This is a genomic window from Vreelandella xerophytica (assembly GCF_968048975.1).
Map to the genome: position 1 here is coordinate 2,593,213 of NZ_OZ309106.1, position 15,116 is coordinate 2,608,328.

A 15,116-nucleotide genomic window follows, 5' to 3' on the forward strand; every position below is an offset into this window, starting at 1 on the left:
TCAATCGAAGCTTGAAGGTGAAAGCCGGGATCAGTTTTTGAAGGGGCGGTGCTTTTCATACAGAAATTCGACGGAGTGCTCGAAGAGCTCCTGAATATGGGTCTTGGCGGTGTCGATGGTCACGAGATGGAAATCGCGGCTCAGCGCCTGGCGGCCGAGCAGGTTGAAGAGGCCGGTTTTGACGACGACAGTCAGAGAGAGCAAGCCCTTGTCTTCTTCGATGGGAATAAACTGGTAATACGCATGTTTACCTTTGACGTCACCCATCACGAAGTCGATGCCGCCGCCTTCCCCCAGCTCCTCGAAGATAGCGATCTCTTGTGTCCAGGGGTAGCGGTCGATGATCTCAAAAGCCTCATCGACGTAATCGGTCTCGACCTTGTGATGGACGAACTCGCGATCCTCGGTATGGTGGGAGGAGTGAATATGAACCATGGGTGTGACACAACCTGCGGGGGGCAATAATTAAGTAGCTAATTATATACCATATCTACCCCGCAGGCTGAAGGCGTCAGGGGTGACCGCTACCGCCGGCCGCGCCGTATACATTGCCCGTGGCAAAACTTGATTCCTGTGAAGCCAGCAGCACATAAACGCCCGCCAGTTCTACCGGCTGGCCGGGGCGCCCGAGCGGCGTTTCTTCACCGAAGTTCTGTACGGCTTCCTGGGGCTGGCCGCCACTGGGCTGAAGCGGTGTCCAGAACGGGCCCGGTGCCACGGCGTTGACGCGGATTCCCTGCTCGGCGACCTGTTTGGCCAAGCTCTTGGTAAAGGCGATGATCGCCGCCTTAGTCATGGAGTAATCAAGCAGAATCTTGGGTGGGTCATAGGCAACTACTGACGATGTATTGATGATCGACGCCCCCGCTTCCAGATGTTCCATGGCGGCCTGAGTAATCCAGTACATGGCGTACAGATTGGTCTTCATGGTGGCATCGAAGTCATCGTGAGAGATATCCGTAATCGATGGCTTCCACTGCTGACGCGCGGCGTTGTTGACCAGGATATCCAATCCGCCCAGACGCTCCACGGCGGTTTGCACCAGCTCGCGGCAGAAATCCTCATTGCGGATATCCCCAGGAATCGCCACCGCCGTACGCCCTTCGGCTTCGATCAGCTCGATGACTTCGCGGGCATCGGACTCTTCCGCTTCAAGGTAGTTGATCGCCACATCGGCGCCCTCGCGGGCGTAGGCGATGGCGGCGGCGCGGCCGATGCCCGAGTCACCGCCGGTGATCAGCGCGCGGCGTCCCTCCAGGCGACCGCTCCCCCGGTAGCTCTCTTCACCGTGATCGGGCCGTGGGTCCATGTCGCCGGCCAGGCCGGGCCACTCCTGGGGCTGCTCGGAAAACGGCGGCGCGGGGTATTGGCTGGTGGGGTCCTGCTTTTGAAGCGATGCGCCATCACCGCCATTGCTGCCTGAACCGGCGCGAGACTGAGTCGATGTAGACGAGGAATTCGATGAAGACTGCGCAAAAGCCGGTGTGGCCATGGCTGCGGCCATGCCGGTCGCCAAACCGCCCACCACCTTGCGGCGTGTCGGGTCGAACGAGTTGATAGGTTTCATGTTGACCTCCTTGTAAACGTTCAGTGCTGGGTTGGTGAATACATTCGCACCCTTGTGACTTTAGTCTTGATTGGATAAATGACAAACCCACCGGACGGGAACACCGCTTGTAAGGAGGCGTTCCAGCGCTTAATTAATAAATGTTCATGGATGCGCAGGAGTGACGCGCACCAAACGCCCATTCGGGTTATCGGTCAGCAGGTACAGGGCGCCTTCGGGGCCGGTGCGCACATCGCGAATACGCTCGTCCAGCTCACCAAAGAGCCCTTCCACATCGTCAGCCTCATGAGCATCCGGCGAAAGTGTCACCCGGCGAACCTCGCGATCCACCAGCGCACCAATGAAGAGATCCCCCTGCCACTGGGGGAAAAGCTCGCCGTTGTAGCGCGTCATGCCCGAGGGCGCAATCGAGGGGGTCCACTCGAAAAGCGGCGATTCGGTGCCCGGGTAGTCGGTGAAAGGCGTGACCCGTGCGCCGGTGTAATCCAGCCCGGTGGTGGCCATGGGCCAGCCGTAGTTGGTGCCGGGCGTGATGATATTGATCTCGTCCCCGCCACGAGGTCCATGCTCGTGGGTAATGATGCGGTTATCCTCATCCACCACCAGGCCCTGCACGTTACGATGCCCGTAGCTGTAGATTTCCGAACGGGCATTTGCGTCATCGACGAACGGGTTGTCGGCCGGCACGCTGCCGTCGCGATTCAGGCGCACGATAGTGCCGATATGATTGTCGATATTCTGCGCCTGCTCGCGGTAATCAAAGCCGTCACCCAGGGTAAGGATCAGGGTGTCATCGGCAAGCCACGCCAGGCGCCCGCCGTAGTGTGCGTTGCCACGCTTGGCGGGGCTGACGCGAAAGATCTCTTCCACCTGTTCCAGCGCCTTTCCGACCAGGCGGGCGCTGGCAAGGCAGGTGTGGTTGGCCGCCAGGTTGCCACAGGTGTAACTCAGAAAAAGCGTTCGATCCTGCTCGAAATCAGGCGACAGCAGCACGTCGAACAGCCCCGACTGGCCCGAGGCGAAGACCTCGGGCACCTTGTCGATGGTAGCCATGACCTCCCCTTGCGGCGTCAAGAGCTGAAGCCGGCCGGGACGTTCGGTCACCAACATGCGTCCATCGGGTAAAAAAGCCAGTGACCAGGGGTGCTCCAGGCCTTCGGTCAGCGTTTTTAACTGGTAACCGGGAGTAGCTTGCGCCAGCGCCGGCGGCGGGGAGCCCACCCCTAGAAATGCAGTGGCAAGCAAGACCGCCACCGTCTTGGCGGCGTCAGTCCCAAGGCCGTGGCGATGGCCTCGTCCTCTCAGCAGTGCCAGTATCAGCCCGGCAAAGCCTGCGCTTGCCAGCATGGCGATGAATCCGAAGGTGGTGCGGGTGGCCGCCACGAGTGTGGGCATCGGCGCGAAGTGGTCGACCAGGTGAAAGGTGGTAAAGAGCGCGGCGACTGCCAGCAGCGGGCACAGCGCCACCCGGTAACGTCCTGCAAGCATCAGGCGAGAAATCAGAAGTGCCACACCTTGGGAGACGATGAACCCCACCGAGAACAGCAGTGCATAGATCGGCGAAAAAGTGACGAGATCCCAGAGCGTTGTCATCACCCGCCGAAAGACGGAAATCTCGACGCCCATGCGCTGCAGTGCCGATAGATTGATCTGGGTCTGGACGATGCTCCCCAGCAGGATACCCGCCAGCAGAGCAATGGCGAAATGAATGAGAATAACGGACCAGGTGGGTCTTCGGCGCATGATGACTACTCGTTGAAGGCGTGGTGCGGCATCGCCGCGCTAGCAGTAGCCTTCAAGAATAGCCTAGGCGAGCCCTGGCGTTTTAACGCAACTGGCTGTCCTTGCTGCCCCGACGGTTATAGCCACTCGTACTCGAGGCGTGCTTGTCGCGCTCGGTTTGACAGGCAATACAGAGCCTGACGCCAGGCATCGCCTTTCGGCGAAGCTCGGGGATCGGCTCATCGCACTCTTCACAGAAATGCCGGCTTTCGCCGCTGGGAAGCTGGCGGCGTGCCCTTTCCACCCCATCTTCCAGCGTACTTTCGATCTGTTCGAGTTCGGCACCATCCTTTGCCCAGCCTCCCGCCATGACCTTTCTCCTTACACTGACTGCCTTTTCAAGCTTACCCAGCAGTGATGTTTGTTTGATGCCCTTAAGCATAGTGCTTGACACTGCATTGCGCTTTCACGACAGACTATCACACTGATTCAGCGCAATAATGACTACGCTTGGCAGGTAAACGACGCTATGCTGGGAGTTGGCTATATTTTAGCCGTTATTGTCGGTTTTCGTTATGCGTAAAAGCCGATAAGCTCGCTAGTCGAGGATTTTAATGAAAAGCGCTTAGGAGCCGTCATAATTAACGTTATAACGAATGAACTTGAATCGCCCCGCCGGGCGCTCTTAACGCTTATCAGACATCGGGTAAAATGCGCTCTTTATCGATTAATGGCATGATACCTATTGCTTTAAAACGCTCGATCACCAGCGCCCTGGGGACGTGCCTGCTCTGGGCGCTGACACTGACCCAGGCACAAGCACAGGCCCTGGGCGATATTTTCGTTGCCGCGCATCCAGGAAACACGACGCACGCCCTGAGCCGCGATGCCACACGGGCCATCTTTGCCATGCGTCAACGAACCTGGCCCGACGGCCAGGCCATTCAAGTGTTCGTGTTACCCAATCGCCACCCGATACACACTCGCTTTACCAAAGAACAGCTTAACGTTTACCCGCACCAGCTTCAGTTGGCTTGGGACCGCATGGTATTTTCAGGCATGGGCCAGGCGCCAAACCGCGTTCGCGATCTGGATGAAATGCTCGAAAAAATCGCCACCACGCCCGGCGCGCTGGGATATCTTGAGAGGACATACCTGGATGACACGATCCAAGTCATTTCAGTGGAATGACGGCTTCCTTGCTCTGCTGGCGTGTATTGGCGCTCTGGTGCTCTACACCCCTGCCAGCGTGGCAAGCGCCCCCCTTCAGACAGCCCAGTTACATGGCTTCTTGAGCCAGGCGCTGGTAATAACCGATGAAAACAACTTTTTCGGCCCCAGCAGCAAACATGCCGGTAGCCCCGAGTACACCGAAATCGGCCTCAATGCCTCCATTCGCCCTTACCCCAGCATACTGTTGGCCGCACAGGTGCTCAGCCGCCGCGCCGGGGGCGAAACCAGCGACGCCAAGCCCACACTGGATTACGGCGTGGTGGATTATCAGCTGACCGCCAATCAACAGCGTTCACTGGGTATTCAGGCGGGCCGGTTCAAGAACCCCTTTGGACTTTATAACCACACCCGGGACATGGCGTTTACCCGGCCAAGCATTTTACTGCCCCAGTCGATCTACTTCGATCGCAGCCGATCGCTGGGCCTTGCCGCCGACGGAGTCAGCGTCTATGCCGAAGAGCACATTCCCGCCGGCACGCTGCGTTTCAGAGGCGGAATCGGGCGCCCCCAGACCGGCGCGGATCTGCCTTATCAGCTTTACTGGGGCACCCATGCAGATATCTCGTCGTCAAGCTCCTCGACCATTGCCCAACTGCTGTTTGAAGATAATAGCGGCAAACTGGTAGCGGCCCTGAGCGCCGCCGATGTGGCGCTGGACGTCAACTTTACCGGCGAACCGGCGGATTTCAACTTTCAGCCCTGGATACTCTCGCTGCAATATAACGAAGACCTCTGGAGCCTGACCGGCGAGTACGCCCTGAGAAAACAGCGCATGCAAGGGGCCGCCCCTCAAACCTTTGATATCACCGGCGAAAGCTGGTATCTGCAATACGAAAGGCGGCTCACCCCCGAATGGAGTTGGCTGCTGCGCTACGATAGTCTCGTCAATAACCGGCAGGACCGGTCAGGAAATCAGTTTGAGCGCCGCGGGTCAGGCCCCGCCTACTCGCAATATGCCGATGATATCACCACCGGCGTGCAGTGGATGCCCACCTCCAACCTCATGCTGGCGGCAGAATATCATTATATCGACGGCACCGGCTGGCTGCCCAAGCGTGATAATGCCAACCCTTGGGAGTCGAGCAAGCATTGGAACATGCTGCTCTTTCAGCTCTCACTTCGTTTTTAAGCGTTTGTCATCGGGGAATATCTATGCAACCTACGGCATCTCGGCAAGCGCCTCGCTGGTTAAGCCTGACGTGGCGCGTGGTTGCTCTGAGCAGTCTTTTGTTACTGGCACTGGTGGCGCTTTTTGTATGGCTGGGACAGTACTATCTGACCCAGCAGCTGGAATCGACCCGCTTGCAGCAGCACGAGCGACAGCAACGCGAAATACGCCTGGCAATGCAGCGTTCAAGCGACAGCCTGCGTCAGTTGGCGGGATTGACCGCCGCCGCCCCGGAGCTTGGCAGCGCCTTGCGCGACGACAACGACGAGGAGCTGACCGAGCTTTTAAGAGCCCAGTGGCCTGCGCTGCAACTCGAAGGCGGTGTGGATAACATTTACGTGTTCAATCGTCAGCAGGAGCAGGTCGTTCATTTCGGGGTGACCGCGGAGCGCCCTATCTTTCCTGCCAGACGCTGGATAGAAGACGTATTGAGCATGGAAGCGCCCATCACGACGCTTCGCTGCGCGCTGACCTGTCAGCAGTTCGCCGCGGTGCCGGTATTGCTGGAAGGACAAAGCAGCGGCGTGGTGATCTTCTCCCGCGACCTGGCGGATGTGATGCGCGAGGTCAAAGCCGTATCGGGCAGCGAGATAGCCTTGATGGTGACAGGCGGCCTGGAGGCCGAATTCCAGGAACAGACCCGGCGCATTCCCGAATGGGACGGCCACGTCATCGCCCTGACGCGACTGGAGCAGAGTCTGCCGATCATTCAGACCGTCGCCAGCAACGTGCCGATCTATCAACTGGTCAACACCCCCTACAGCGTTCAAAGCGATAACCGTTACCTGGAGGTCAGCGCAGTATACATGCAGGATGACGGCGACTGGCGCAGCACCGGTTACTTTCTATTGGTGGCCGATACGTCGCTTCACATGATTGGCATCCAGGCGGCCACCCAGGCGCTTCTACTGGTCGGGGTCATCGGCTGGCTGCTCGCCGAGCTTTTACTGTTGATCATCTTGCTGAAGCCGATGGCCAGGCTGCGGCACGTGGCGGATTTGCTGCCTACCCTGGCACGGGGCGAATTCGAGAATGTGCGTGGCAGGCTTTTATCTTCGAAATCGCGCTGGAAAAACGAAATCGACGTGCTGGAGGAGGCCACCCGAGCGCTCTCCTGCCAGCTCCAGACGCTGGAAGGCGATGTCAAGGAACGCAACGTCGAGCTTTCTGCGCGTATTGATGAACTGGCAAGCGAGCGTGACTTTGTCAGCAGCCTCTTGAACACCGCCCAGGTATTCATCGTCGCCCAGGACCGAAAAGGCTATATTCGTCTGGTCAACAACTACACCTATCAGGCGCTGGGACGTGAGGAAAGCGAGCTGGTCGGTTGCCATTTCAGCGATGTGTTCAACCATACCCACTCGCCGGCCATACCGCTTCTCGAGCGCTCTCCCCCGGCCCGGTCCGGTGTCATCGGTCGTCCTGCACCGGAAGAAAGCACCTTTGAAGCGTATGAAAAGCAACGAGCAACCGTGGCCTGGTATCACGCGCCGTTGAGTAATACCCATGCCGGCACGCTCGCGCGTATCTCCGTGGGGCTGGATATTACCGAGCGCAAGGCCGCCGAGGCCCGCCTGACCTGGCTTGCCGAGCGCGACACCACCACCGAGCTTTATAACCGGCGCTATTTCCAGGACGCCCTTTTACATGCACTCAATGAACACGCCGAAGTCGCCGTACTGCTTCTGGATCTCAACGAGTTCAAGGAAGTCAACGAGCTGAGCGGCCATCATGTCGGTGACCGCCTGCTCAAGGACGTCGCCTTTACGCTAAGCTCCAACCTCGGCCAGCGCAGCACCATTGCTCGCCTGGGCGGCGACGAGTTCGCGCTGCTGATGGCCGATATCGACAGCGAACAGGCGGTGAACGTGGCGGAGTACGTCATTCAGCTGATCAATGCGATCGATTTCAGCGCCGCGGGTCGCAAGCATCATATCGGCGCAAGCGTGGGCATTGCCATGTTCCCGGTGCACGGCCAGACCCCGGCGGATCTTCTGGCAAGTGCGGATATCGCCATGTACAAGGCCAAGGAGTGCGGCAGCCCGCATTGGCATCTGCTTTCGATGGTGGAGAACGCCAAGGACGAGCTTCAAGAGCGCGTGTATTGGATCGAGCGCATTCGCCATGCGCTGGAGCACGATGAGTTCGAAATATGGGTGCAGCCGATCATGCAGCTAAACGACCGCACCGTTAAGCATTTCGAAGTGCTGCTGCGTATGCGTAACGCCGATACGAGCCTGGTGATGCCGGCACACTTCATTCCCGTTGCCGAGCAAAGCGGGCTGATCACCCAGGTGGACCGCTGGGTCATACGCCATAGTCTCAAGGCACTCAGCACGCTTCAGCACCGGGGCATTTCCCTGGCGGTCAACCTGTCGGGCCAGTCGCTTCACGACCACGGCCTGCGTCAGTACCTGATGGATGAGCTGCGCGATCAACAGGCAGACCCTCATCACCTGATTCTGGAAGTGACCGAAACCGCCGCCATCACGGATTTTTCAGTGGCCCATAATGTGTTGCAGAAGTTTCGCCAGCTCGGCTGCAAGACGGCACTGGACGATTTCGGTGTCGGTTTCAGCAGTTTCCACTACCTGGGCCAACTGCCGGTCGACTACATCAAGATCGACGGCTCCTTTATTCGCAATCTATTGACCAACCCCGACAGTCATACCATCGTGAAGGCTATTTCCGACATCGCCAAAGGCTTTGGCAAGCAGACCATTGCCGAGTTTGTCGACCAGGAGGCGTTGCTGCCGCTTTTACAAGAGCACGGCGTCCACTACGCTCAAGGGTATCATCTAGGTAAACCCATGCCGTTAACCACCCTTTTAAGTGGCTATGAACATGAGTGAAAATCTCGCCGCCTCCCTCGAGAAACTAGCGTCGTCACGAAGCGCGCCCTTCGACGCCGAGGTGTTTGCACAGCGTTTCGAGCTGATTATTGCCCACACCGATGAAGAACGCCTGCGCGCCTTCGCCCTTCGTCATCGGGTGTTTCGTGAAGAACTTCAATATCAGATAGGGGGCGATCAGGCATTCATCGAGCACGATGAGTACGATGTCACCAGCATCCTGTGCCTGCTCAGACACCGGGAAAGCGGGCTGGACGCTGGCTGTCTTCGGGTGGTACTGGTGCCCGATACGCTCAAGGGGCTACCCTTTGAAGGCTATTACGATGCCGCGCTTTTAACCCGAACCACGCCACGCTCGTTTGAACGCGGAGATATTTGCGAAGTCTCGCGCCTGGCGGTACACCCGGAATTCAGACGTAAAAGCACGGATACCGCCAGACCCGGCTGGCTGCACGAAAACCCGGCCATGATCAGCCTGAGCCTGTTTCTTGCCGCCACGGCCCTTGTCGGCGTTGCCCGAACGCCCCACGTGTTCGCGGTACTGGAGCCCAAGTTCAACCGCATGCTGGGCGCGGCCGGGTTACGCTTTGAACAGATCGGCGAGGCCATCGACTACTGCGGCAAGCGCGCGCCCTATTACATTCACCAGCCCACCGCCGAACGCCATCTGCCTGCCAGCGTTCGACCGCTGTATGAGCTGATTCAGGCGACGTTGACCAAAAGCTTCGAACACACCTCCTGATACGGCCTCGCCGCAAGGCGCCACTACTTCATTTCGAAGCCGCGTTTTACGAGAAATTCGCGCATGTGGGCGCGAAGCTTGGAATCGAACAGCGGCGTCAGGTTATGCGACCAGTCGGTATCCTTGTTGGCGCTGCTGCGCCCTTGATAGTACGCCTTCATGGTCTCATCGAAGGCGGCGACGTGTTCATCGTCTTCGCTGTAGTAATCCTGCTTGAGTACGGCGTTTACGGGAAGGCGCGGCTTTACTTCCGGTACTTTGTCCTGCTGTGGGTAGCCAAGGCACAGGCCAAACACCGGATAGACATGCTCGGGCAGACGCAATAACTCGCTGACCGCTTGGGGGTTGTTACGCAGCCCGCCGATATAGCAAATGCCCAGCCCTTCGGATTCCGCCGCAACGACCACGTTCTGGGCGACCAGTGCCGAATCCACGGTAGCGACCAAAAGCTGCTCGGTCATGCCGCGAACGACCTTCGCCCCGGTACGCTCGGCGGCTTCGGTGGGACGCTTCATGTCCGCACAGAACACTAAAAAGGCGCCGGCATTGGCAATATAAGGCTGGCCACCGGCAAGCTCGGCGAGCTTTACGCGGTTTTCCGGCGCATTGACTTGAATAATGCTATAGGCCTGCACGTGACTTGAAGTGGCCGCGGCCTGACCCGCCTGGATCAGCTCGTTCAAGAGCTCCTGGGAGAGCGGCTGGTCGCGAAACGCGCGAATCGAACGGTGAGATTTCAATAATGTGGTAACGTCGTTCATAACACCTCGCTTATAAAAAACGGCAGTGAATTCAGCGCCAGCTGTAGCTTGCTGCGCTATCTGAGTCCTAGCCTAATGAGGGCGGCTCTTTAAAATACAAGTAAAACCGCTAGCGAAGCTGACTACTTTTACTGCCCCAGCAATCGTGAACGCTTCCGTTCGACTACCTTTTTGTACTGCTCGCTCCGGGAGATGAAACATAGCCAACCCCCAGGCACGACCAGCCATCAAACATGACTATCAACGTCTCACCCTATTTTTATTATCAGCGACTCTTGCCGCGCGAAAACTCGCTTCGCATCCGAGCGACGGCATCATCCAGTGTTCTTGAAACCAGCTACTACTCGATACTAAATTGTGCCCGCACATAAGCCATATGGTTTCACCTGGTTGATTAATACTGCCCATCAAAGAAGGTGCACTGAACAGCTCCTGAAAGTCCCATAGAACGCGTAATCCCACCATTTTTAGAGTTCTTGCCAACCAACAAGGCCTTAAAAAGCCATGCCCATGACGCCGTAGGCTGCCAGCGAAACTAATGCGACCGCCACCGCAAAGGGAATTTGCGTTTTTATATGATCGATATGATCAGAAGCCGCGCCGGTGGAGGCGAGTACTGACGTATCCGATAACGGCGAGCAGTGATCGCCAAACACGCCGCCACCGGCAACCGCTGCTACCGTGGCATACACCAGAGGCGTAAGCGCATCGCTACTGAAATTGAAGGCCAGCGGCACGGCAAGCGGCATCATGATGGCGAAGGTGCCCCACGAAGACCCCGTGGAAAAGGCCACCAACGCCGCAATAAGAAAGGTCATGGTGGGTAACAACGATGGCGTCAGCCAGCCCGACGACACTTCGACAATATAGTTGGCGGTTCCCATGTCCTTGGACAGCTGATTAAGCGAATAGGCCAGGGCCAGTATCACGATGGCGGGCATCACCCCTTTCATTCCTGAAATTGCAGTCTTCATTATGTCGTTAAAAGGGATGCCCTGTAGACGCATCACTACGCCAAGGAAGACCGCGGCTGCCAGGAACGCCTCCATGGTTTTTGCCGACCCCATCACGATAAACGTCCCTACGGCAATTCCAATCACGACCAACACCGGCGCAAAGAAATTGAGAAGTAATCCCGTGTGTACACCCTCATATGCGGGTATTTCGGTCAACTCCTCGCCCACCAACGGTTCAGCGCCGTCGCGCAGCACCTTACCTTCCTGCTGCGCACGCTTTTCAGCCTGGCGCATGGGCCCAAACAGCGGGATCACGCCGATGATGACCAGACCGACCATCGCTACCGATAGCCAGGCATAGAGATTGAAAGGAATTGCGTTGAGAAAGACGCCCATTGCCTGCCCGGCATTCTCGATAGGACCCATGCCGATCAGCAGGCCTGAAATAAACACGGCCCAGCCGGTAATGGGCACCAACACGCTGACCGGCGCAGAGGTGGAATCAGCAATGTAGGCAAGCTTTTCCCGGGAGACCTTGTAGCGGTCGGTCAGCCCGCGCATCGTGCTACCGACGAATAAAGGGCTGAAATAGTCGCTAAAGAACACGAACATGCCCATCAACCAGGCGATCAATTGCACCCGGATACGTGTCAACGCACGCCGCTCGACCCAAGTCGTAAAATTTTGAATGGCCCCGGTACGTTGAAAAAACGCAATGACGGTGCCAATGAAAAGTTCGAGAAGCAGTATCCAGGAGAAGCTGGTGGTGCCAAGAGTTTCCTTCAAAAGTGTCGGAAACCCCATCAGCCCGTGGCCCAGGGTTATGACACCGATAAAACAGGCAACGGCCAGCGAAAACACCGTATTGCGGGTGATAAACGCCAAGATAATCGCCAAGGTGGCCGGCAGGATTGATAACAGTCCGATATGCGTTTGGGGATCCATGCGAATCTCTCTGTTGTTATAAGCAGGAAGGGGGAGTTAAATTTCGCGGCTCGCCTTGCGCCGCTCCATACCACTTTTCAAATAGAAGCCAAGCTTGCGGACCGGGTCGGGTGGCATCCAACTGGCCTGACCAAACAGCGTTGCAATGTCCTCGACCGGTAAACCGAGCGCGTGGCGGACCAAAGCATCACCCAGGTAAGTGCCTTTAACGATACCGCCCCCGTTACATCCGGCCGAAACATAAAGGCCTGGCTGCATCTCCCCCCAAAGCGGAGCACCGTTATAAGTGAAGCCAGTTGTCCCCCCCCATACTTGGTCGAAACCCACCGGGGCAAGCTCTGGGTAGCGCGCCTCCAGACTGGCTTTTAGGGACGACTCGATACGCGCGTTATCGGCTTCCCGCTCGTAGCTGTAGCGTGATCGAATCATTAGCCGGCCATCTCTGGTAGTGCGCAGCGTACAGCCCAATCGGTGCGCCGGTAATAGCCCCCACTCCTTGCTAGCAATGCGGTGGCGATCATCGGCGGGCAGCGGGGGCGTCACTGCTGCGTAGGTATAGATAGCGGTCAATCTTGATGCATCGGCCCCAAGGGCTCGTGAAAAGGCATTGTTGGCCAGAATGACCCTGGAGGTCTTTATCTCGCCCTCAGGCGTAATGACCCGCCAGCCGTCCCCATCGGCGATGACTCTTAGTGCTGGAGAGCGCTCATAGAGCGTGATCGCAGTGTCCAGGCTCTGCACTAGCCCGGTAATGAGAGCGGCAGGCTGTACAAGGTAGCAGTCCGGCGAGTAAAGACCCTGGTGGTAGTAACGAGTCCCCAAATGCTCAGCGAGCTCCGCATTGCCAAGCGCCTTATAACGCAGACCGGCACCTTCCAGGAAATCTCGATACTGGTTCAGCGCGCGTAATCCCACATCACTACGCGCCGCCCGGTACGTCCCGGCGTGGTTGAGTTGGCAATCGATACCGTTCTGCTCTACCCGTTCACGTAAAAGCGCCATGGTTTGGCGGCTAAGCGCATTCAGTTTTCCCATACGCGCTAGTTCATCAGGATGGGCATCGTTGGCCAATGCCACTTCAAGCATGAAACCTGAATTTCTACCGGGGCTGCCTTCCCCCACCGTATCCGCATCAAGTAATACCACCCGGTCTTGAGGGCGCTGCTGTTGCCAAGTCGTCGCCGCGGACACCCCGGTATAGCCTGCGCCAACGATCACCATTTCGGCCGTTGTACTGCCCTTCAAGATGGGGGTTTCCTGGCGCTTGGGGAGCGCGACATTCCAGCCGCAGCGACGCTCATGAAGAGGATAAGAAGACGTTGGCATAGTGGTTATTCCAGATAAAGTAACCCGTGGGCCTGACTGACCATTTCGTGGACCTCAGCCTGCATGCTTTCGATGACCTGCTTTCGATGCGCGTCGGTCATACGCGACTTGAGCATCGAACAGCTCATGGCCCCAAGCGGATGGCCGCTATGATCAAGAATGGGAATGGCAAGGCCTGCATACTCGGGCAGCAAGGAGCCTTCGGCGCCGCGCGCAAAGCCTTTCGCTTTCAGGTGTTCAATTTCGGCCCTGATTGCAGCAACAGGGATAGCATATTCGTACATCAGCTTGTCAGCGTTGCGGTTAAGGATATCCCGCTGCTCTTCATCCGGCAGGCAAGCCAGCAGTGCGATGGAAGCCTGCCCTACGCCAAGCGGCACGCGCCCACCCGTTGCACGCACGAAGCTGCCAACGGGATAAGCGCCGTTTTGAACTTCAAGACAGACAGCATTCACGCCATCCTTTGCAAACAGATAGAAGCTATCCCCCAAACGCTGAGCCAAGGCCAGCAGCCTGGGGCGGGCCAAATCACGCAGCCCCGCGCCGTTGCCCGCCTGAGCGCCTAACACCAGCAGCTCATAGCCCAAAAGGTAGCGCCCTCTCACCGGTGAAGGGCGCAGAAATCCCTGCTGTTTGAGACTTTTCAGCAGTCGATAGAGGGTAGGTCGGCTGAAATCAAGTGCAGTTAAATAGTCCTCTATACTGGCACCTCGGTGCCCTTCCTGTGCAGTTACCTTGAGGATTTGCATGGCATGAACAAGGGTTGAAGGGCCTGAGGCGCCCAGCTGGTCGGTAGCGGCCATTTGTATTGTCGTTATATAGAATTTGATCTAGACGCTATCAAGACAAAATCAAAAAATCATCTCACATAATGAGACAAACTTTTCTTTTAACTAATTTTTATTTAATCAGGAAGCAAGTGTTAAAGGCAGCTCACAGACATGGCGTATCCGCTCATTCGAAGAATAAGCGCCCTCCATTACTTTGATACATGACATTATTACGGTTCAGAGAGCTATACTCTTCATACCCTTGGCGCCATATAACGATGCAAGGAAGCCACCATGAACGATAGTACGCCCGATACACCAGGCCAGAAATGGAATGCAGATCGCTATGCTGAAAATGCCAATTTTGTATCCAAAATGGCGGGCGACTTGGTCAAACTGCTCTCGCCCCAAGCCGGTCAGCGAATTTTGGATCTGGGCTGTGGAGATGGTGAACTGACCGAGCGTCTCATGACGCTGGGTGCCGACGTCACAGGAATAGACAGCTCGGAAGAGATGGTCGAGGCCGCCCTTCAGCGAGGCGTCAACGCCAAACGCATCGATGCCTATCAGCTCCCCTTCGATCAGGAGTTCGATGCGGTATTCAGCAACGCCGCCCTTCACTGGATGCTGGATCCGCAAACGGTACTGGCCTGCGTCAAGCGCGCCTTGAAACCCGGTGGGCGTTTCGTGGCAGAGTTTGGCGGGCACGGCAACGTGGCCGCCATCTGCACGGCCCTGATCGCCTCGCTGCAGTTTCGCGGCATCAGCGCCCGGGGCCGGCACCCCTGGTACTTCCCGACGACCAGCGAATACGCCCACCTGCTCGAAACCGCCGGGTTTCAGGTCGACAGCATCGAACTGATTGCCCGCCCGACTCCGCTGCCTACCGGCATGGCGAACTGGCTCGATACCTTTGCCAAGCCCTTCCTGCACGGGCTCGATGAAGACATGAAAGAAACGGTGGTGGATAACACCCTGAATCTTCTCTCCCATAGCCTGAGCGACGGCCAGGGCCACTGGAGCGCCGACTATGTACGTCTGCGTGTCGTGGCCCATCTGCCCAGCGCGTAAAAA

Annotated in this window: 13 protein-coding genes; 5 read left to right on the forward strand and 8 right to left on the reverse strand. The window is 57.4% G+C overall.

What is annotated here, in order from left to right; genetic code table 11:
- Positions 1-30: 30 nt before the first annotated feature.
- The 4 genes from ACWF8S_RS12165 to ACWF8S_RS12180 form a co-directional block, all read right to left on the reverse strand.
- A complete protein-coding gene (locus tag ACWF8S_RS12165; protein ID WP_447553581.1) occupies positions 31-435 on the reverse strand; it encodes a hypothetical protein in 405 nt (134 codons plus the stop codon).
- A gap of 76 nt (positions 436-511) precedes the next feature.
- A complete protein-coding gene (locus ACWF8S_RS12170) occupies positions 512-1,567 on the reverse strand; it encodes an SDR family oxidoreductase (RefSeq protein ID WP_447553582.1) in 1,056 nt (351 codons plus the stop codon).
- 144 nt (positions 1,568-1,711) lie between these two features.
- The gene (locus ACWF8S_RS12175) at positions 1,712-3,310 is read right to left on the reverse strand and encodes a PQQ-dependent sugar dehydrogenase (protein ID WP_447553583.1); all 1,599 of its coding nucleotides are present in this window, start codon (positions 3,308-3,310) and stop codon (positions 1,712-1,714) included.
- A gap of 82 nt (positions 3,311-3,392) precedes the next feature.
- Positions 3,393-3,659: a DksA/TraR family C4-type zinc finger protein gene (locus ACWF8S_RS12180; RefSeq protein ID WP_447553584.1), complete on the reverse strand. Its 267-nt coding sequence runs from the start codon at positions 3,657-3,659 to the stop codon at positions 3,393-3,395.
- 365 nt (positions 3,660-4,024) lie between these two features.
- On the opposite strand from ACWF8S_RS12180, the gene ACWF8S_RS12185 reads away from it, so the two are divergent.
- Genes ACWF8S_RS12185 through ACWF8S_RS12200 form a run of 4 tightly spaced genes read left to right on the forward strand, consistent with a single transcriptional unit; the run spans position 4,025 to position 9,284 of the window.
- Positions 4,025-4,480, forward strand: a complete 456-nt coding sequence (locus tag ACWF8S_RS12185) for a hypothetical protein (RefSeq protein WP_447553586.1) — start codon at positions 4,025-4,027, stop codon at positions 4,478-4,480.
- Positions 4,449-5,651, forward strand: coding sequence for a hypothetical protein (locus tag ACWF8S_RS12190; RefSeq protein WP_447553587.1), 1,203 nt, complete (start codon positions 4,449-4,451; stop codon positions 5,649-5,651). Before ACWF8S_RS12185 ends, ACWF8S_RS12190 begins: the two co-directional genes overlap by 32 nt.
- 23 nt (positions 5,652-5,674) lie before the next feature.
- On the forward strand, positions 5,675-8,542 hold the full coding sequence (locus tag ACWF8S_RS12195; RefSeq protein ID WP_447553588.1) for an EAL domain-containing protein: 2,868 nt from the start codon (positions 5,675-5,677) through the stop codon (positions 8,540-8,542).
- A complete protein-coding gene (locus ACWF8S_RS12200; protein ID WP_447553589.1) occupies positions 8,535-9,284 on the forward strand; it encodes a PEP-CTERM/exosortase system-associated acyltransferase in 750 nt (249 codons plus the stop codon). Before ACWF8S_RS12195 ends, ACWF8S_RS12200 begins: the two co-directional genes overlap by 8 nt.
- Before the next feature lie 23 nt (positions 9,285-9,307).
- Here ACWF8S_RS12200 and nfsA read toward each other — a convergent pair whose 3' ends face one another.
- From nfsA to ACWF8S_RS12220, 4 genes are all read right to left on the reverse strand, one after another.
- Positions 9,308-10,045: an oxygen-insensitive NADPH nitroreductase gene (gene nfsA / locus ACWF8S_RS12205; protein ID WP_447553590.1), complete on the reverse strand. Its 738-nt coding sequence runs from the start codon at positions 10,043-10,045 to the stop codon at positions 9,308-9,310.
- Between the two features lie 494 nt (positions 10,046-10,539).
- Entirely contained in the window at positions 10,540-11,946 is a 1,407-nt protein-coding gene (locus ACWF8S_RS12210; RefSeq protein WP_447553591.1) for a Na+/H+ antiporter NhaC family protein, read from the reverse strand.
- 36 nt (positions 11,947-11,982) lie between these two features.
- Complete coding sequence (locus ACWF8S_RS12215; RefSeq protein WP_447553592.1) at positions 11,983-13,272, reverse strand: NAD(P)/FAD-dependent oxidoreductase; 1,290 nt, start codon at positions 13,270-13,272, stop codon at positions 11,983-11,985.
- Positions 13,273-13,277: 5 nt separating this feature from the next.
- Positions 13,278-14,075 (reverse strand): IclR family transcriptional regulator, encoded by a 798-nt coding sequence (locus ACWF8S_RS12220; RefSeq protein ID WP_447553593.1) that lies wholly within the window; start codon positions 14,073-14,075, stop codon positions 13,278-13,280.
- A gap of 261 nt (positions 14,076-14,336) precedes the next feature.
- Between ACWF8S_RS12220 and ACWF8S_RS12225 the strand changes: the two genes are divergently transcribed.
- Entirely contained in the window at positions 14,337-15,113 is a 777-nt protein-coding gene (locus tag ACWF8S_RS12225) for a class I SAM-dependent methyltransferase (protein ID WP_447553594.1), read from the forward strand.
- The last annotated feature ends 3 nt before the right edge of the window (positions 15,114-15,116 follow it).

Coding starts and splice junctions, on each gene's coding strand:
- ACWF8S_RS12165 (WP_447553581.1), bottom strand. CDS start 435: ATGGTTCATATTCACTCCTCCCACCATACCGAGGATCGCGAGTTCGTC.
- ACWF8S_RS12170 (WP_447553582.1), bottom strand. CDS start 1,567: ATGAAACCTATCAACTCGTTCGACCCGACACGCCGCAAGGTGGTGGGC.
- ACWF8S_RS12175 (WP_447553583.1), bottom strand. CDS start 3,310: ATGCGCCGAAGACCCACCTGGTCCGTTATTCTCATTCATTTCGCCATT.
- ACWF8S_RS12180 (WP_447553584.1), bottom strand. CDS start 3,659: ATGGCGGGAGGCTGGGCAAAGGATGGTGCCGAACTCGAACAGATCGAA.
- ACWF8S_RS12185 (WP_447553586.1), top strand. CDS start 4,025: ATGATACCTATTGCTTTAAAACGCTCGATCACCAGCGCCCTGGGGACG.
- ACWF8S_RS12190 (WP_447553587.1), top strand. CDS start 4,449: ATGACACGATCCAAGTCATTTCAGTGGAATGACGGCTTCCTTGCTCTG.
- ACWF8S_RS12195 (WP_447553588.1), top strand. CDS start 5,675: ATGCAACCTACGGCATCTCGGCAAGCGCCTCGCTGGTTAAGCCTGACG.
- ACWF8S_RS12200 (WP_447553589.1), top strand. CDS start 8,535: ATGAGTGAAAATCTCGCCGCCTCCCTCGAGAAACTAGCGTCGTCACGA.
- nfsA (WP_447553590.1), bottom strand. CDS start 10,045: ATGAACGACGTTACCACATTATTGAAATCTCACCGTTCGATTCGCGCG.
- ACWF8S_RS12210 (WP_447553591.1), bottom strand. CDS start 11,946: ATGGATCCCCAAACGCATATCGGACTGTTATCAATCCTGCCGGCCACC.
- ACWF8S_RS12215 (WP_447553592.1), bottom strand. CDS start 13,272: ATGCCAACGTCTTCTTATCCTCTTCATGAGCGTCGCTGCGGCTGGAAT.
- ACWF8S_RS12220 (WP_447553593.1), bottom strand. CDS start 14,075: ATGGCCGCTACCGACCAGCTGGGCGCCTCAGGCCCTTCAACCCTTGTT.
- ACWF8S_RS12225 (WP_447553594.1), top strand. CDS start 14,337: ATGAACGATAGTACGCCCGATACACCAGGCCAGAAATGGAATGCAGAT.